Origin of the sequence: Hyalangium gracile, from assembly GCF_020103725.1 — a bacterium.
Classification (GTDB): Bacteria; Myxococcota; Myxococcia; order Myxococcales; family Myxococcaceae; genus Hyalangium; species Hyalangium gracile.
In genome coordinates, this window is sequence record NZ_JAHXBG010000006.1 from 41962 (window position 1) to 57555 (window position 15594).

General features: G+C 67.9%; 17 protein-coding genes. 8 read left to right on the plus strand and 9 right to left on the minus strand.

Annotated features, from left to right (window positions below; genetic code table 11):
* Position 1 precedes the first annotated feature (1 nt).
* Complete coding sequence (locus KY572_RS13195; protein ID WP_224242946.1) at positions 2 to 1276, minus strand: Hsp70 family protein; 1275 nt, start codon at positions 1274 to 1276, stop codon at positions 2 to 4.
* Positions 1277 to 1430: 154 nt separating this feature from the next.
* On the opposite strand from KY572_RS13195, the gene KY572_RS13200 reads away from it, so the two are divergent.
* Complete coding sequence (locus tag KY572_RS13200) at positions 1431 to 2273, plus strand: hypothetical protein (RefSeq protein WP_224242947.1); 843 nt, start codon at positions 1431 to 1433, stop codon at positions 2271 to 2273.
* A 62-nt stretch (positions 2274 to 2335) separates the two neighbouring features.
* Here KY572_RS13200 and KY572_RS13205 read toward each other — a convergent pair whose 3' ends face one another.
* On the minus strand, positions 2336 to 2863 hold the full coding sequence (locus KY572_RS13205; protein WP_224242948.1) for an inorganic diphosphatase: 528 nt from the start codon (positions 2861 to 2863) through the stop codon (positions 2336 to 2338).
* Positions 2864 to 2980: 117 nt separating this feature from the next.
* Entirely contained in the window at positions 2981 to 3451 is a 471-nt protein-coding gene (locus tag KY572_RS13210) for a hypothetical protein (RefSeq protein ID WP_224242949.1), read from the minus strand.
* Between the two features lie 215 nt (positions 3452 to 3666).
* Here KY572_RS13210 and KY572_RS13215 point away from each other — a divergent pair, with 215 nt between their 5' ends.
* Both KY572_RS13215 and KY572_RS13220 read left to right on the plus strand, forming a co-directional pair.
* Complete coding sequence (locus tag KY572_RS13215; protein WP_224242950.1) at positions 3667 to 4620, plus strand: trypsin-like peptidase domain-containing protein; 954 nt, start codon at positions 3667 to 3669, stop codon at positions 4618 to 4620.
* 34 nt (positions 4621 to 4654) lie between these two features.
* Positions 4655 to 5617, plus strand: coding sequence for a trypsin-like serine protease (locus KY572_RS13220; protein WP_224242951.1), 963 nt, complete (start codon positions 4655 to 4657; stop codon positions 5615 to 5617).
* A 70-nt stretch (positions 5618 to 5687) separates the two neighbouring features.
* Here the strand turns inward: KY572_RS13220 and KY572_RS13225 are convergent, their stop codons facing one another.
* Complete coding sequence (locus KY572_RS13225) at positions 5688 to 6311, minus strand: glutathione S-transferase family protein (protein ID WP_224242952.1); 624 nt, start codon at positions 6309 to 6311, stop codon at positions 5688 to 5690.
* Positions 6308 to 7876, minus strand: coding sequence for a flavin monoamine oxidase family protein (locus KY572_RS13230; protein WP_317987844.1), 1569 nt, complete (start codon positions 7874 to 7876; stop codon positions 6308 to 6310). The genes KY572_RS13225 and KY572_RS13230 overlap by 4 nt, the downstream gene beginning before the upstream one ends.
* On the opposite strand from KY572_RS13230, the gene KY572_RS13235 reads away from it, so the two are divergent.
* The 3 genes from KY572_RS13235 (at position 7773) to KY572_RS13245 (ending at position 9802) form a co-directional block, all read left to right on the plus strand.
* The gene (locus tag KY572_RS13235) at positions 7773 to 8255 is read left to right on the plus strand and encodes a DUF4442 domain-containing protein (protein ID WP_224242954.1); all 483 of its coding nucleotides are present in this window, start codon (positions 7773 to 7775) and stop codon (positions 8253 to 8255) included. The genes KY572_RS13230 and KY572_RS13235 overlap by 104 nt on opposite strands.
* Positions 8256 to 8351: 96 nt before the next feature.
* A complete protein-coding gene (locus tag KY572_RS13240) occupies positions 8352 to 9281 on the plus strand; it encodes a DUF2381 family protein (protein ID WP_224242955.1) in 930 nt (309 codons plus the stop codon).
* Positions 9282 to 9451: 170 nt separating this feature from the next.
* On the plus strand, positions 9452 to 9802 hold the full coding sequence (locus KY572_RS13245; protein ID WP_224242956.1) for a hypothetical protein: 351 nt from the start codon (positions 9452 to 9454) through the stop codon (positions 9800 to 9802).
* A 13-nt stretch (positions 9803 to 9815) separates the two neighbouring features.
* Here the strand turns inward: KY572_RS13245 and KY572_RS13250 are convergent, their stop codons facing one another.
* Positions 9816 to 10742: an HNH endonuclease gene (locus KY572_RS13250; RefSeq protein WP_407659956.1), complete on the minus strand. Its 927-nt coding sequence runs from the start codon at positions 10740 to 10742 to the stop codon at positions 9816 to 9818.
* Positions 10743 to 10921: 179 nt separating this feature from the next.
* Entirely contained in the window at positions 10922 to 11641 is a 720-nt protein-coding gene (locus tag KY572_RS13255) for a hypothetical protein (RefSeq protein ID WP_224242957.1), read from the minus strand.
* A 751-nt stretch (positions 11642 to 12392) separates the two neighbouring features.
* Here KY572_RS13255 and KY572_RS13260 point away from each other — a divergent pair.
* A complete protein-coding gene (locus tag KY572_RS13260; RefSeq protein ID WP_224242958.1) occupies positions 12393 to 13178 on the plus strand; it encodes a trypsin-like peptidase domain-containing protein in 786 nt (261 codons plus the stop codon).
* A gap of 16 nt (positions 13179 to 13194) precedes the next feature.
* Here the strand turns inward: KY572_RS13260 and map are convergent, their stop codons facing one another.
* Positions 13195 to 13998: a type I methionyl aminopeptidase gene (gene map, locus KY572_RS13265; RefSeq protein ID WP_224242959.1), complete on the minus strand. Its 804-nt coding sequence runs from the start codon at positions 13996 to 13998 to the stop codon at positions 13195 to 13197.
* Positions 13999 to 14126: 128 nt separating this feature from the next.
* Between map and KY572_RS13270 the strand changes: the two genes are divergently transcribed.
* Entirely contained in the window at positions 14127 to 14405 is a 279-nt protein-coding gene (locus tag KY572_RS13270; RefSeq protein WP_224242960.1) for a LysR family transcriptional regulator, read from the plus strand.
* A 4-nt stretch (positions 14406 to 14409) separates the two neighbouring features.
* On the opposite strand, the gene KY572_RS13275 is transcribed toward KY572_RS13270, so the two are convergent.
* Entirely contained in the window at positions 14410 to 15576 is a 1167-nt protein-coding gene (locus KY572_RS13275; protein WP_224242961.1) for an esterase/lipase family protein, read from the minus strand.
* Positions 15577 to 15594: the final 18 nt, after the last annotated feature.

Below are 15594 nucleotides of genomic sequence, written 5' to 3' on the forward strand. Positions count from 1 at the left end.
CTCAGGCCGGCTGTGGGCCGGACGCCTCGAGCGCGGCGGAGGCCCGCCCGAGGCCCTCGGCCACCGAGGTGAAGGCGTCCGCCGTGCGCACCCGCTCCTCGCCGAAGCGCTTCACGTAGAGCTGGCGCACCGCCGGAATCTGCGAGGAGCCGCCGGTGAGGAACACCGCGTCTATCTCCCCCGCCCCCGAGCACCGCTCCAGCAGGCCCTGCGTCACCTGGTCCAGCTCGGTGAGCAGCGGCTGGCAGAAGGCGTCGAACTCGGCGCGGGTGATGCGCTCGTGCACCACGATGCGCGCCTCCTCGAAGTCCACCGTCGCCTCGTCCGCGTCCGACAGCCGCACCTTGGCCTGCTCGATGGCCCGGAAGAGCCGGTAGCCCAGGTTCTCCATCACCAGGTCGTACAGCGCCTGCGCCGTCTCCGGCTTGTCGCTGGACTCCAGCATCAGCTCCAGCAGCTCCTGCGTGGACTTCTCGCGGATGAACGACATCTCGTGCCAGGAGAGCAGCTTGGCCATCACGTGCTGGGGCACCGGCAGCCGCTTGTCCGAGAAGCCTCGGACTCTATAGGTGGTGCCCGCGCCGAAGCAGGGCAGCAGCTTGTGGCGCATGATCTCCGCGTCGAACCTGTCTCCGCCGATGCGCACGCCCGTGGAGCCCACCACGTCCGGCTTGCGATCCAGCTTTCCCCGGCGCGAGGGCCCCAGCCGCATGAGCGTCAGGTCCGTGGTGCCGGCGCCGAAGTCCGCCACCAGCACCAGCTCGTCCCGCGAGAGCTGCGCCTCGTAGGCGAGCGCCGCGGCGATGGGCTCGATGAGGAACTGGATGTGCGTGAAGCCGGCCAGCTCCGCCGCCTTGCGCAGCCGCTGCTCGGCCAGCGCGTCCGCCTCGGGCTCGGGGGTGAAGAGGGCGGGGCGGCCCAGCATGACGGCCTCGGGAGGGCTGCCCAGCTGCGCCCCCGCCGCCTCGCGCACGCGGCGCAGCAGCACCGCCACCAGCTCCTCGATGGTCCACGTGCGGCCGTGCACCTGCGTGGCGCGGAAGGAGCGGCTGTGCAGGAAGGACTTCACCGACTGGATGAAGCGCCCGGCGTTGTCCTCCAGGTAGCGGGTGATGGCCTCCTCGCCGGCGTAGGTGGTGCGCTCGTCCTCCGGGAAGAAGAGCACCGAGCGGAAGAGGCGGGGCTCCCGCGTCCCCGTGGCGATGGGCAATACCCGGCCGTCCGGCAGGGCCGCCGCCGTGTTGCTGGTTCCGAAGTCGAGGCCGCAGACGCGCATGACTCCAGCGCCCATACCGCTGAACCGGCTGCGGCGGTAGCGCCTTCTCGCCGAACGGGCGGGAGAGCGGGCCCTGGGCGCCTGTCTGGCTCGGGGTAGGCGTCTGGAGCACCCGCGCCATCTTTGACCTGTCCACCTGATGACAGGAGAGATCATGAGATTCGGCGCGGGATGGTTATCGGCCGGAGTGGCCGCGTTGCTCCTCACCACGGGGTGCAAGGAAGGGCGCTCCGTGAGCACGGAGCAGCAGGGCGAGCAGGCCTCGGCGGCCCGGACGGCCGAGCAGGCCCAGGAGCAGTCGGAGAAGGCGTTCGACCAGGCGGAGCAGGCCCAGGAGAAGGCTACCAACGAGCAGCAGGACGCGGCCCAGGCGCAGCGAGAGCTGCAGGACACCCAGCAGGAGCTGGCGGAGGCGCAGGCCCGGGCTCGGACGGAGGCGCAGCAGGCGGAGCAGGCCCAGCAGCAGGCCCAGCAGCAGACGCAGCAGGCGCAGCAGACGGTGGCCCAGGCCCAGGCCAGCGCCCTGGAGGCCCAGCGCCAGCAGCAGAGCGAGCTGGCCCAGCAGAGCCAGCAGCAGGCGGAGCAGGCCCAGCAGCAGGCGGACCTCACGCAGCAGCAGGCGCAGCAGGCTCCTCCGCCGACGCAGCAGCCGGTGGCACAGGCTCCGGCCGTCGGCGCGCAGGCTCAGGGTGAGCAGCTCATCATCGGAGAGGTGCTGACGGTGAACGATCGCGAGGTGCTGGTGAGCATCCGGGGCGAGCCACAGGTCCGGCTCCAGGTGCAGCCGGGCACGCAGATCACCGTGGACGGGCGCCAGGCGCGGGCCGTGGACATCGAGGAGGGCAGCCAGGTGCGCGCCTCGTACCGTGATCAGGGCGGCGAGCCGACCGCGACGCGCATCGAGGTGACGAGCTCCGTGCAGAACCCCGCCCCCGCGGCACCCGAGAGCGGCGAGTCCGCTCCCGGCGCGCAGGAGCCCGCGTTCCAGCCGGACTGAGCGCGTGAGGACTCCGTGCGGCAGTCGGCGCGGCCCGGGCGAGGTGGCGCTGACTGCCCGCGCTAGCCCAGCGTGTGCTCCTGGATGAGCTTCTCCGCGGCGGCGGGGCCCTTCCAGCCCAGGACGCGGGCGTCCTTGTTCGCGAAGGCCACCACGGTGAGGAAGAAGTGCTCCAGCTCCTCCCGCTCGCGGCGGGAGAGGTCCTCATGGTTGCGCAGGTGCTCGGAGCGCGCCGCGTTCACGGGTACCACGAGGATGCGGTCATTGCGCTCGCGGCCCCCGCCCTTCTTCTTCTTCTGGTCCACCTCGAGCACGCCGAGCGCGCGGCAGGGCAGCACCACCCCGGGCCACGTCACGACGTCCCAGTACACCATGGCATCCAGCGGATCGCCGTCGGGCCCCTGGGTGCTGGGGATGAAGCCCCAGTCGAAGGGGTAGCGGAAGCCCCGTGTCAGGGGCCGGCCGACGACGAAGGCGCCCAGCTCCGGCTCGTATTTCAGCTTCACCGTGGAGCCGCGAGGGGACTCGACGACGACGTGGAAGGCGCCCTTGGCGTTGCGCAGGGGCAGCCGAGTGAGGTCCGAGGCCATATCCCGACAAGGTTGGCGCGGCTCTCGGGGCCCGCAAGCACACGGGGTACCGAGTTTCACCTCGACGACGCCTGGGGAGGGCGGAGGTGTCACCTGCCATTCAGCTCGGGGGGCGCGCTATGCCGCGGTGAGCGAGCGGGTGGCGCGTGCCGCGCTCAGGCCTCCCAGCAGGTACCACGCCACGGTGAGCAGCGCGGTGGAGGTACGCGCCTGGCTGGGACGACGGCCAAGGCCCAGGACGGGCGGCAGCAGCACCGCGCCAAGGCCCGCGAGGCCTCCGAGGAGCGCTCCACGCAGGTACGGGCGGCGCGGGCGGCCCAGCGCCACGAGCGCGTAGTAGAGCGAGTTGCTGACGATGTCTCCCACCAGGGCCTGCCGGTGGAGCCGCTTTCCATGGCTCGGGCGGAGGCCCAGCCACCGGGCCCCCTTCTTCAGCGAGCGCTTGCCGAGCACATCCATCCGGGGAGGATGGTCCAGCACCCGCCGTGCGCCCTCGTGGATGAGGGTGACGGAGAGCGCGCCGACGAGGCCGGGGCCAAGGGCGCGCAGCGAGAAGCGGGACTCGGGGACAAGGGTGATTTCGCTCACGAGAGCCTCCGAGGCAGAGGTGGACACTCTCGTGACGTGAGGCCATGCACTTCCCGGGGAGGAGCAGGCGCGTTCCGCCTGCCCGCTCGGTGGGCGCTCAAGGACACCTGCACGAGGGACTGGCTATACTGCGTCCGCCGCCCGTCACGCCTGCCGCGTCCGCGAGGCAAGGGAGCCTGGGGTGCCATGGCGAGGCACAGGGAGGAGCCATTCGGATGAACCGCCAGCGGGCATGGCTCTTTCTCGTAGCGTGGGGAGCGATGGCGGTCCTGAGCTGCGGCAGGTGCGAGGCTCGCGGCGGGGAGCGCTCAGCGGCCGAGCCGGGCAAGCCAGGGCTGGAAGCGATGGCGATAGACCCCTCCGCGGAGCCGGAGTTCCTGCGGCTGGATCCACGGCTGATCGAGCTTGCGGGGGAGGTCGACACAGGAAACCGCTACCTGTCTGCAGTCATGATCTCAGCGATCGCGGGCGAGCAGGAGAAGACGTGGTGCAGCGGTGTCGCCCTCAGCCGCCATCTGGTGCTGACCTCCGGCCATTGCGTGTGCCCGCGGAGGCTGGCAGGCGAAGCGGAGAGCGGAGGACGAAGCCTCATCGATACGCTGGCGTGTTTCGAGACCGCGAAGGTTGGGGCGCTCGCATATCTTCAGACGGTCGAGCAAGGGATCCAGAGCGCGGGCTCGCGGACGACGCTCCGCCATGGAACGGTGCGACCGCATCCCGCCTTGAAGATCGTGCTCGACGAGCAGGGGCGAGTCCTATCGACCCGTGCGGACTTCGCCCTCATCCGCTTGAGCAAGCCGCTGGAGTTCTCGGGCATGCCTCTGGCCGACCATGAAGTGCGGGTGGGTGACGTCGTCACCATCGTGGGATACGGCTATGACGAGGTCGAAAGGGTGTCTGGCTCTGAGCGCCGCTTCACGAGGAACAAGGTCCAGAGGCTCGCTACGGCAGAGGACGAGAGAGTCCTGATCGAGCAGCCGGGAGGGCACCGCTACAGGCAGGACAGCGGGGGGCCCTGTCTTCGCCAGACAACCACGGGGCCCGAGCTGGTGGGGATCTCGAGCCGCTGGCTGGGTGACGGCGCGGCCTTCACGAGCATCCAAGGCTATCAAGGCTGGCTGAGGGAGGAACTCCGGCATGCTGAAGCAGCGGACCCCAGTCCAAAGTAAGGGGGAAGGCGCATCAACACCCTGGAGGGCCGCGGTGCCTGCCACCTTCCAGCGGCCAGCGCTGCATGTGTGGCGATGCCTGGAGTGGGTGGTCGTCCTTCTTGCCACGGCATGTGGAGCAAATGCTCCGGTGTCGGTGGCCCGGCAGCGCCCTCCCGAGTATGTGCCGGCCGAAATACAGCCTGACCTGGGCGAGTCGATCATCTCGAGGAGCCAGCTCGATGTGAGCAATCGCTACCTGGCGACGGTCCTGGTGGATGGCGGCAGGGGAACTTGCAGCGGTGTCCTGATTGCCCCACGTGTCGTCCTGACGGCCGGCCATTGTGTCTGCGCGCAACACAAGGCGAATCCCGACACTCTCTCCACCCAGACCCTCATCGACAAGAGCACCTGTGCGCGGACCGCCTCTGTCAGGGTGCTGACCTATCAGGCTGAAGGGGAGCCTCGAAACGATGACTACACGGGCGTCGTCGCTCCTCATGAGCAGTTGAGGATTGTCTACAACAGCGCGAACAAGGAGCTGTCGAGCAGCGCGGATCTCGCGCTGGTCGTCCTGGGCTCTTCACCCCGAGGCGTCAAACCCGTGCGTCTGGCGACGGAGCAGGTCCGGTACGCGCAGCCCGTCACGCTGGTGGGCTTCGGCAGGAGCCAACTCGAGGAGCGACTGGCACAGGGACGCCGTTTTGGTTCCAACGAGGTGGCGACCATTGCAGAGGATGGCGCCACCTTCATGGTGGGTAAGCCCATCCAGATCCGGAGGCCCTACAAGCCCAAGGAGGTGCTCATGGTGAGGGAGGATGCCTCGTATAGCCTCGCGGGTGACAGTGGGGGCCCCTGCCTGCGTGAACGCAATGGCACCTTGGAGTTGGTGGGGATTGCCAAGACGCACTATGGGGGGCAGGAGTTGGTCCGGTTCTCGGAGTACACGAGCACGTATTTCTACCTGGGGTGGCTTCGCCGACAGATCGCGAACGTGGAACGGGAAGGTTCGGACTGAGGGTGGCCGTGGTGCTGGGCGAGAGCTGAGTCCCGCCCAGACAGGCCACTTCGCCGGAGCCAGTGCTGCCCTAGCGCTGCAGCTCCGGCACCTTCATGCCGCGCTGCACGGCGGGCCGCTGGCCCACCCGCTCCAGCCACTGGAGGATGCCCGAGGCGGAGCTGAAGAGCTCCGGGACCAGCTGCCGAACCCCGGCGGCCCAGGGATACAGGGCGATATCCGCGATGGAGTACTCGCGCGCCACGTAGTCGCGGCTGCTCAGGTGCCGGTCCAGCACGCCCGTCAGGCGCGCGCACTCGTTCCGGAAGCGGTCGATGGCCAGCGGCACCTTCTCGGAGGCCGTGCGCGAGAAGTAGTTGAGCTGGCCGAACATCGGGCCGAACCCGCTCATCTGGAACATCAGCCACTGCATCACCTCGGCCCGTCCGGCCGCGTCCGTGGGCATCAGCTTGCCCGTCTTCTCCGCCAGGTAGACCAGGATGGCGCCGGACTCGAACACCTTCAGTCCTCCCGGCACGTCGTGGTCCACGATGGCCGGAATCTTGTTGTTGGGGCTGATGGCCAGGAACTCGGGCTTGAACTGCTCGCCCTTGGTGATGTCCACCACGTGCGGGGTGTACGGCAGGCCCAGCTCCTCCAGGGCAATGGAGATCTTCCGGCCGTTGGGCGTCGTGAACGTGTACAGGTCGATCATGATCTGACTCCAGGCGCTGCGGGGTGGCCCTGTATAGCGGAAATCTCCGCCGCGGCGCGCTCTCCGGACTCCACCGCCCCGTCGATGTATCCACAGCCCACTACCGCCGTCTCCGTGCCCGCCCAGTGCACCCGTCCGCACGGGGCGCGCAGCGCGTCGCCAATCGCCGTCAGGGTGCCGGGGCGTGGCAGGCCCACGTAGCAGCCGGTGCTCCACGGCTCGGAGAGCCAGTCCAGGTCCGCGTAGGCGGTGGGCTCGAGGGCCTGAGGGCCGAAGAAGCGCGCCAGGCACTCGAGCGCCGCGCGTCGGCGCTCCTCGGCGGGCCGCCCCGTCCAGGCTCGCGCCGTGTCTCCCAGGAAGAAGCCCACCAGGGCCGGGTGGTGTCCGTTGGGCCCCGAGTCATCGAAGCACAGCCGCACGGGCCCCTTGTCGCTCACGGCCTCGCCCGAGAAGCCGGCCTCGCGCCAGAAGGGCCGCGCGTAGGTGGCCACCACCTTGATGACGCTGCCCATGGGCAGCTCCGCATGGGCGCGGCGGCGCGCGCCTGGCAGCTCCGTTCCAAAGTCCATCCGCTCGGCGAGCACCGGGGGCACCGCCACCACCGCGTGCCGGCCACGCCAGCTGCGCCCCTCGCCGTGCACCACCACGCCCTGGGCATCCTGGAGCACCGCGCGCACGGGCGCTGAGAGCACCACGCGCTCTCCGAGCGGCTCGGCCAGCCGCAGCGCGATGCTCTGGGCACCGCCTTCAATCCGCTCGGCCTGCGCGCCGTTCTCAATCTCGGCCAGCGGCATGAGCCCGCCATTGGAGTGGACGTAGAAGAGGAAGTGGAGGAAGGACAGCTCGCTCGGCTCGGCGCCGGAGATGGCGCGGGTGGCGATGTCCAGCGCGGCCCGTGCGCCCCAGCTGGGCACGTGCCGCTGCTTCCAGGACTCCAGGGTGAGCGCGTCCCACTCGGCGGCTCTGGGCGCGGCATGGGGGTGCTCGAGCGGCACACGGCGGGCGAGCCCGTCCAGGCGCCAGATGTTGCGCTGCAAGTCCAGCAGGCTCAGCAGCGGCAGCGCCGGCACCTTGCCGCGGTACGTGCGGCGCTCGCCGCGGACGTGCAGCACCTTGGTGCCATGGTGGAACTGGGCGAAGCGCTTCAGGCCCAGCTCCTCCACCAGGCGCAGGGCGTGGCGCTGGTGGGGCCCCACCCACTGGCCGCCGAGGTCCACCGTGTCGCCGCCCACGGGCTGGCTCAAGGTGCGTCCCCCCACGCGCTCCCGGGCTTCGAGCACCCGGACGGAGGCTCCGGCCCGGGTGAGTGCGCGCGCGGCGGTGAGCCCCGCCACGCCCGCGCCGATGATGATGACGTCCGCGTCCTGCCGCGCCATGTGCCCTCCGTGGGCGCGCACTGTAGACGGGTTGTCGGGTTGACGGGGCGGGGTCGGGCCTCCTAGGACGAGGGCTGTGCGACCCATGGACCTCATCGAGCGGTTGCGCCAGGTGTCTCCGGGCGCGGCGAACCTCCTGCTGAGCGCGGCGCTGCCGCGGATCATCCCCTCGGCCAGCGGGCTGGGCATTCGGGTGGACGAGGTGACGGAGACACGTGCGCGGCTGTCCGTGCCGCTCAAGCGGCGCACGAGCAATCACGTGGGAGGGCTCTACTTCGGCGTGCAGATGACGCTGGCGGAGCTGACCGCGGGGTTGTTGCTCTTGAGGCGCTTTCCGCCCGATGCGTACCGCTCGCTGGTGAAGCGGGTGGAGGCGGACTTCCGCGCCCAGGGGAAGGGGACGGTGTACGCGGTGTGCGAGCCGCCCCCGGAGGTGTTCGCCTCGATGGAGGAGGCGCTGCAGCAGAAGGGGGACAAGGCCGAGGCGTGGGTGCCCGTGAAGCTGCTGGCCGAGGACGGCACCGTCGTGACGGAAGTGCGCTTCCTGGACTCGGTGAAGAAGCGCTGAGCCTGCTTCGGGCACGGCCTTGGGGCTGGACCGGACGGGAGGGACTTCGCAGGTAGGGTGGTGGGCAGGCGACGTTTTGAGTAGCCTCCCGTCACGATGGACGAACATCGAGAGGTCTATGGGAGACTGGGGCCCGTGGTGACACGGCGGGTGTTCCTGCTGCCGCTGTTCGCGGGGCTGGCAGCGGGGGGCGCACCTCCTGCTCCACGGCGCTTGCGCCAGCGCAGCCTCTACCTGTCGGGGGAGCCGGGGGAAGAGGTACCGGACATCCTCGTCTGGGCGCGCACGGTCACCACGCTGCGCTTCGAGGCGCCGGTGGATGCTCGGCGGACGAAGCTGGAAGGCGCTGAGGCGCGCTTCGAGCCGCTGCTCATCGGCGACCGCTCCATCTCCCTGTATCCCCTGCACGAGCTGGCACCCGAGGACCGTTTCCGGCTGACCGTGGGGCTCGCGGGGGGAGAACTGCTCCCGTTCACGTTGCGCTCCGATCGGGAGCGGGTGGATGGGCAGGTGGATGTCTTCCCGGATCCCGCCTCCTGCGAGGCGCTCCGCCAGCACTGGCGGGAAATCCAGGAGGAGAGACAGCGGCAGCACGCGGACCTCCAGCGTCGCGTGAAGGAGGAGCTATCCGTCGAGCATGCCTTGGCCACTTTGCTGGTGATGGGGGCCGAGAGGCTGACACGGCTTCAGGAGGGCTCCCGCAAGTGGTCCATCCGTGAAACGGGCCTCACGGGAACCGTGGTGGCCATGCAGGGAATGGGGAAAGTCGCGGTCCTGCTCACGGTGACGAATCACGATCCACGGTTCTCATGGAGCGTGAGTGAGATCCGGCTCACGCATAGCGTCACCCAGAAGCCCAAGGGGTTCTCTCTCCGGGTGCAGCGCGCGTCCTTGCCGCCGGGAGATACCGGGCGCATCGCGCTGGTGACCGACGCCTCACCCAAGGATGCCGCTCAGCCGTACCTCTTGGAGATCTTCAGGGAGGATGGCGTGAGGCATATTGCCGTGGACAAGCTCATGTTGTGAGACCAGGTGGTCGCCCGCTGGGCGGAAAGGGAAGAGTGGTGATGTTCTGGAAGCCCATGCAGGTAGGTGTCCTGTCTGTGGTGTGCTGGAGCCTGGGGTGCTCGGGTATCTCGGTCCGCGCGGACGGGAGTCCTGGGCCAGAGGCTTGCCCCGATAAAGCCCTGGAGGTGATGAAGCTGTTGAATCTGCACCCGGGAGACACGGCGTTCGTCGTCTTGGATGCCAACAAGGAAAGGCTCGAGTCCATCACCCTCACCGATGGGCCCGTGGAAGGGCGCCTCAGCTCGCAGTTGGGCCCTTTTCCGGAACGGACCTTGTTGTATGGGCATGTTTGGACGGGGGGACCCGATGTCGTCATTCGCTACTACGAGGCGCGCTACCAGGGTGGGGAGCGTGTTCCCATCTGCGCGGTGGCTCGTGAGTCGCAGGGTGGATTGACGAAGCAAGAGGGCTCGCGCCCGGGCGTCGCGGTGATCGAGGACGTCTACGCGGTGATCGCCATCGTGGATGCTTTCCGATGAGGTTGGGCGAGCCTCAAGCGGCCTGCTGAAGGAAGCGGTGATAGCGCTCCTCCAGGAACTGGGCGCTCGGCTGATGCTCCTGGCGGTTGGGGATGTAGATGCGCTTCCCGGCAAAGGCTTGGAATGCGCACTCGTTCATGGGCGTGCCCCGCGCTTCTCTCAGAGTGGGAGATAGTTCGATGTGCCCATCAGGCTGGATGCCCATCAGGTCCGCGTCGAAGGCCCCGTGGTGGAGCAAGCAGAGCGCCAGCCCATTCTGCACGGTGGCCTCCCCAAGCTCGTCACTGTCCGGGCGGATATGAGCTGCGTGGAGAAGGGGCTCGTGAGGCAGGAGGCATACCGCGCAGCGTCTCTCGTAGGCGTGAAGGACGCGTGCCCGAAACAGCGCCTGGTGGAGCCGCTTCTTGGTTTGGACCGTCACGTACTGACGGCGAATGAAGTCAGCTCCTGCCTCGGCGTCATGGAGCGCCGGCCCAGAGGCTGCCATCCATGAGAGGTCGTCCGTCCCCAGCTTGACGACCTTGCACTTGAGGTCCTGGGGATTGAAGTCGGCGATGTACATGGGCCAGAGGGGCTTGTACCGCCCCGGGCGGGTGCCGAGGAAGTAGATGAGGGGCGTCTGCTGGCGATACGCCTGTTCCAGGAGCTGGTTGGCGTGGTTCCGCGGATCCTGGCCCTCGAGACGGTATGTGAAGATCCCCTTGTAGGAGTCCTCGGCGGCATCGTCGTACGGCACCTCTCGGTTGCCCCGGGGCACAATCGTCTTGATGGACAAGGCGCTGCCGCGCATCTGGCGTGGGCGGAAGATGCCTTTGGCGCGAGTGGCGAAGAGATAGGTCTCCCCGCGAAAGACGAATCCGGGCCGCAGGAGTTCCCAATCCAGCTCGGGTCCGTGAAGCCGTGTCAGCGCCTCAAGCCGCTGGAAGGCGGCGAGCCGCACGGGCATCTCGTTATCGGCGCTGAGGAACGAACTGGACATGGCCTCGAAGTGATGGCCAGTCTAGCACCGCAAGGCTCGCGAAAAACGGGAATCGAGGAAATGGCCCTCTCTTCGGAAGCCGTGTGAGCTGCTCCGAAGAGAAGGCCTGGGGTTCGTGAGCCGTCACGCTCTTCGACGACTCACTGCGCGGCATGTGCCTCCGAGATGGTCGCCGCAGGCGGGCGTGCCTGGGTGGTGATGGCGGCGACCAGGCCGTCCATCAGAGCCTCGGCCAGCTTCTCCAGCTCCAGCACCGGCACGTCCTGCAGGGTGACATAGGCGGTGCCCATGTAGACTCGCGAGTTGACGCGCGTGCGGGACGAAGCCTCGGAGAAGTACTTGGCCACGCTCTCACGCAGGGTCTGGATGCGGATCTGCTCCAGCTCCGACGGAGGCACGGGCAGCGGGGTGCGCTTGCTCTTCGTGGCCAGCTTCAGCTCCTCCACGGTGCACTCGGAGAAGGGCTTCTCCACCACCGAGCCATCCTTCTGCGGCACGGCGATGGGGGTGGGGCCCGGCTCGTCCGCCGAGGGCTTGAAGTTGCAGGCCTTGGCGTAAGCCAGCAGCGAGGACAGGTTGTTCACGCCGTAGCGCTCGCAGGTCGTCTCGGTGAAGGCGCGCGCCACGGCGCCGCAGGTGCTGAGAACCGCCTGCGACAGCGTCTTGACGTTCTCACTGAACCACTGCTGAGAACTCTTCTTGGCCTCCTTCTCGGCCAGCTTGTTGTCCACGATGTGGTTGTAGATCTGGCCGATCCGGAAGTGGTTGAGGTTCTGCTGAGCCGCGAGATTGCGAAGCACCTCGAGGTTCTGCTGAAGGCTCATCGACAACGTAAATGCAGCGTGCAACATATTGTTCATGCTTGCTTCTCCTTGGATTGCTCTCAGTCATGTCGACCAACAGCTGACATTGGCTTGTGCAGCCCATGTGCCAGCGGGCCGTCCCGAGTGAGCAAGGGCAAACAGTTGCGGAATGAGTCCACGCTCCTGGACTGACCGTCCGCGCTGCGAGACTCCGCTTGGAGAATCTGTGGGTGTGACGGAAAGATGAAGCTGTCTTTCACTTATGAACGTTCATAAGTAAAAGATGAGGCTGTCTTTCGGACTCCGAGAATCCGTTCAAGTTCTTGGAGTCCGGGAGAACCAGAGGAGGGTAGCAGGGTGAGCACCTCGCAGCCCTCGCGTGTCACCAGGAGGGTGTGTCCGAACCGGACCTGTCGTCACCAATGCCGAATCAATCCCAGGGCCATCCGGGGACCCAGTCAGAGCAGAGAGTTACAGTACCGGGTGGGCAATGCTGCGGTGAGCCACGGGAACGAAGTATCCTGGCTCCAAGTGGTTCCATCCCTGAGAGGCTGAGGTGCGCCTTCCGTTGCCACCCATTGGAGTGTTCCTCGCATGCGTCGTCGGAGTGTCCTTCGCGGAGGGATGCAAGCAGCGCAGCACGGATGCTCCACCCGCCAGAGGGGGATCAGGAGGCGATGGGGCGGTGCCTCTCTCTCAGTCGGCACCGCCCTCGAGTTCTTTGGATGATGCGGGTTCAATCCTCCTCCCAGACGGCTGGGAACCCGCCATTGCCTCAAGATTCAGAGGTGGCCCAGCAGCAGGGAAGGTGGACGTCAGCAACCGGTATGCGTCCACCATCATGCTCGCGGCGGATGACGAGATTGTCTGGGCGAACTGCAGCGGGATTCTCCTGAGCCCTCGAGTGGCCCTGACCGCAGCCAGTTGTGTGTGCCCTCCGCGGTACGTCACCTCGCAGGGGCGGCCTGAGAAGGGCCTCATTGGCCCGTCCGCCTGTGCCGAGAGCGCGTTCATGAGGAGGGTTCGCTACGGCACCAGGGAGGGTTGGAAATCCACCGAGCAGCCAGCGTCAGCCACGATACGACACCTCAAGGGCACGGTCCGCGTTCATCCCGCATTCCGGACTGAACTCAATGAGCAAGGCGCCGTCCTGTCGACTCGGGCCGACCTCGCCATCATCGTCCTCGACTCACCGGAGGAGGAACCTGTCGAGCGCATCCCGTTTCCCGAGACGGAAGTCCGGGAGAATGAAATGCTCGTGATGGCAGGCTATGGCGATGACCCGCGCTTTCGCGACCAGCCAGAGCTCCGCTATTACAGGAGCAACAAGGTTACCAAGGTCCCTGGGAGCGTGGACGGAAGGATCCGTTACGAGCAGCAGGGGGCCTTCGTCTACAACGGATACGCTGGCGGGCCCTGCTTCCGGGAAGACGCGGGCCAGAGGTGGCTGGTGGGAATCGCAGGTGTCGGCACAGAAAAGGAACTCTCCTTCACGAGCACCTACTTCTTCAGGGACTGGCTGCGTGCCGAGCTCCAGCGTGTGGCGACTGCGGGCTCCTCTCAGACTCCTCCTGCGGCCGTGCATCCCCAGTGAGGACCCATGAGGTCAACTAGGCTCCGAGCGTCTGCTCAGGCGCCAGGTGCATGGAAGCAACAGCCGATGGTAGCCGGGTGAGCACCTCGCAGCCCTCGCGTGTCACCAGGACGGTGTGCTCGAACTGGGCCGAGAGGCTGCCGTCCTCCGTCACCACCGTCCACCCATCCGGCAGCATCCGGATGCCCGGGCGCCCCAGGTTCACCATGGGCTCGATGGTGAGCACCATCCCCGAGCGCAGCGTGATGCCCGTGCCGCGCTTGCCCACGTGCGGCACGTGGGGCGGGGCATGCATCTGGCGGCCAATGCCGTGCCCTCCGAACTCCTGCACCACGCTGCAGCCCTCCGCCCGCGCCAGCTCATCGATGGCCGCCCCGATGTCCCCCAGCTTCGCGCCGTGGCGCACGACGGACACCCCCACATCCCGGCATCGCCGCGCCACGTCCACCACGTGTCGCGCGTCCGCGGACACCTCGCCGATGAAGAACGTGGCCGAGGTGTCTCCGTGGTACCCGTTCAGGCACGTCGTCACGTCCACGTTGATGATGTCCCCCGGCGCGAGCCGCTCGTCCGCACGGGGTATTCCATGGCAGACCACGTGGTTGCGGCTGGTACACACCGACGCGGGGAAGCCTTTGTAGCCCAGCTGGCTGGGCGTGCCGCCGCGCCGGGCCGTGTCCTCTCGCACCCACGCGTCTATCTCCCCCGTCGTGACTCCGGGCGCCAGCCGCGCGGCCACCCAGGCCAGCGTCCCGGCCGCTGCCTGCCCGGCCAGGCGCAGGCGCTCCACCTCGGTCCCCTTGAACAATGGAATTCCCATGCGCGGCAAGGTGGCACCCGCCTCGTCGCACCGTCCAATGCTGTATCGGTATGGAGTCGGTGCTCGGGGGGGAACACCCCGGGGCAGCCCGTGGCAACGGCCCCGCACCCGCGCTACCCTTGGCAGCCGTGAGCCTCACGCACATCCAGTCCTTTGTCGCGGTAGCAGAAGAGGGCCATGTGGGTCGCGCCGCGCGCCGGCTCCACATCACCCAGCCTCCGCTCAGCCGTCACATCTTGGCGCTCGAGGACGAGCTCGGCACCCCGCTCTTCGAGCGCACGCCGCGCGGCATGCGTCTGCTGCCCGCCGGCGAGGTGTTCCTGCTCCATGCGCGCCGCATCCTCGCGGAGGTGGACGCCGCGGTGCACACCGTGCGCGGCGTCACCGTGGGCCGCTCCGGCGCTTGAGCCGCTACAGGACGGGCCTGTCCTTGGGGTGGGTGCTCACGGGCTCTTCCAGCAGGAAGTCCGCCACGTCCTTCCACAGCTTCTCGAACTGGGGACGACGGAAGCCAGAGCCCGAGATGAGCCAGTCCACATGTGCCGGCTGGTGGGACGGCTGATCGAAGTGCCCGATGGCATCCAGGTGGTCCGCTCGCACCGCGCCAATCACCTTCCCGTAGACCTGGGAGCGCGTCGGGACGATGCCATCACACGCCTGCGGCCCCGGCAGCGCGCCGTAGGCCTGCACCAGCGCCGCCGTCTGCTCGGCGGTGTGGAGCGGAATCTGGTTCAGCGGCATCCGCAGCGTCTGGCCGTAGAGGAACGCGTAGACGGTGTGGGTAATCTGAGCGTACGGATCCAACCCCGCGGACAGGCGGGTGCGCAACGAGGGCGGCCGCGACTGCGTCACCACCGAGCCGTACCGCACCCCGGGCCGGTCCTCGCACCCGGCGTTGAACAGGTCGATTCCCTCGGGGGTGAGCTGGGGAATCAAGGAGGTGTCCTTGCCCACATCTCCCAGGAAGCGCGAGACGGCCTCGCGCCGGTCCGCCGAGAAGTCCCCCAGGAGCTGATCGAAGAGCTGATCCAGCAGCGTCTGCTTCCAGCCGAGCTGGTTGTCCGCCCGTGACAGCAGGTGCCCCAGCCGAAAGGCCACCTTCAGCGGCAGCCGACCGAAGCGCAGCACGTACACGGTGAACAGCGAGAGCAGCTTGAGGATCTGCTGCCCGAACAGCCCCATGAAGAAGGACGCCAGCGGCGTGCCCGCGTGGGGGGTGGACACGGTCACCACCGAGCGCACCCGGCTGGCAAAGGGCTCCAGCTCCATCCCCTCGCGCAGCGCGGCGCTCGGGCTGATGAACAGCCGCGAGTCCAGCCCTCCGGTGGAGTGGCCAATCAGGTGGAGCGGCCCGTCATCCGCGCTGGCCGTCTCCTGCACACCTTTGAGTAGATCCACCGACCGTTGCCGGATGGAGGCGGTGGGGTGGGAGCGGATGGCCACCACCTCGGCCTCGATGCCCCGCCGGGCGAACTCCGCCTGGAGGAAGTCTCGGACGTGGCCGAAGTAGACCAGCTCCCCCAGGTTGGTGAAGCCAAAGAAGCCGGGAACCAGGTAGATGTGGTGCTTCACGGGCATTCCAGCGAACCTTCCGGC

Excerpts from the sequence above, each read along its gene's own strand:
- KY572_RS13195 (WP_224242946.1), bottom strand. The coding sequence starts at position 1,276 with ATGCGCGTCTGCGGCCTCGACTTCGGAACCAGCAACACGGCGGCGGCC.
- KY572_RS13200 (WP_224242947.1), top strand. The coding sequence starts at position 1,431 with ATGAGATTCGGCGCGGGATGGTTATCGGCCGGAGTGGCCGCGTTGCTC.
- KY572_RS13205 (WP_224242948.1), bottom strand. The coding sequence starts at position 2,863 with ATGGCCTCGGACCTCACTCGGCTGCCCCTGCGCAACGCCAAGGGCGCC.
- KY572_RS13215 (WP_224242950.1), top strand. The coding sequence starts at position 3,667 with ATGAACCGCCAGCGGGCATGGCTCTTTCTCGTAGCGTGGGGAGCGATG.
- KY572_RS13225 (WP_224242952.1), bottom strand. The coding sequence starts at position 6,311 with ATGATCGACCTGTACACGTTCACGACGCCCAACGGCCGGAAGATCTCC.
- KY572_RS13235 (WP_224242954.1), top strand. The coding sequence starts at position 7,773 with ATGGACCTCATCGAGCGGTTGCGCCAGGTGTCTCCGGGCGCGGCGAAC.
- KY572_RS13230 (WP_317987844.1), bottom strand. The coding sequence starts at position 7,876 with ATGCCCAGCCCGCTGGCCGAGGGGATGATCCGCGGCAGCGCCGCGCTC.
- KY572_RS13240 (WP_224242955.1), top strand. The coding sequence starts at position 8,352 with ATGGACGAACATCGAGAGGTCTATGGGAGACTGGGGCCCGTGGTGACA.
- KY572_RS13245 (WP_224242956.1), top strand. The coding sequence starts at position 9,452 with ATGAAGCTGTTGAATCTGCACCCGGGAGACACGGCGTTCGTCGTCTTG.
- KY572_RS13255 (WP_224242957.1), bottom strand. The coding sequence starts at position 11,641 with ATGAACAATATGTTGCACGCTGCATTTACGTTGTCGATGAGCCTTCAG.
- map (WP_224242959.1), bottom strand. The coding sequence starts at position 13,998 with ATGGGAATTCCATTGTTCAAGGGGACCGAGGTGGAGCGCCTGCGCCTG.
- KY572_RS13275 (WP_224242961.1), bottom strand. The coding sequence starts at position 15,576 with ATGCCCGTGAAGCACCACATCTACCTGGTTCCCGGCTTCTTTGGCTTC.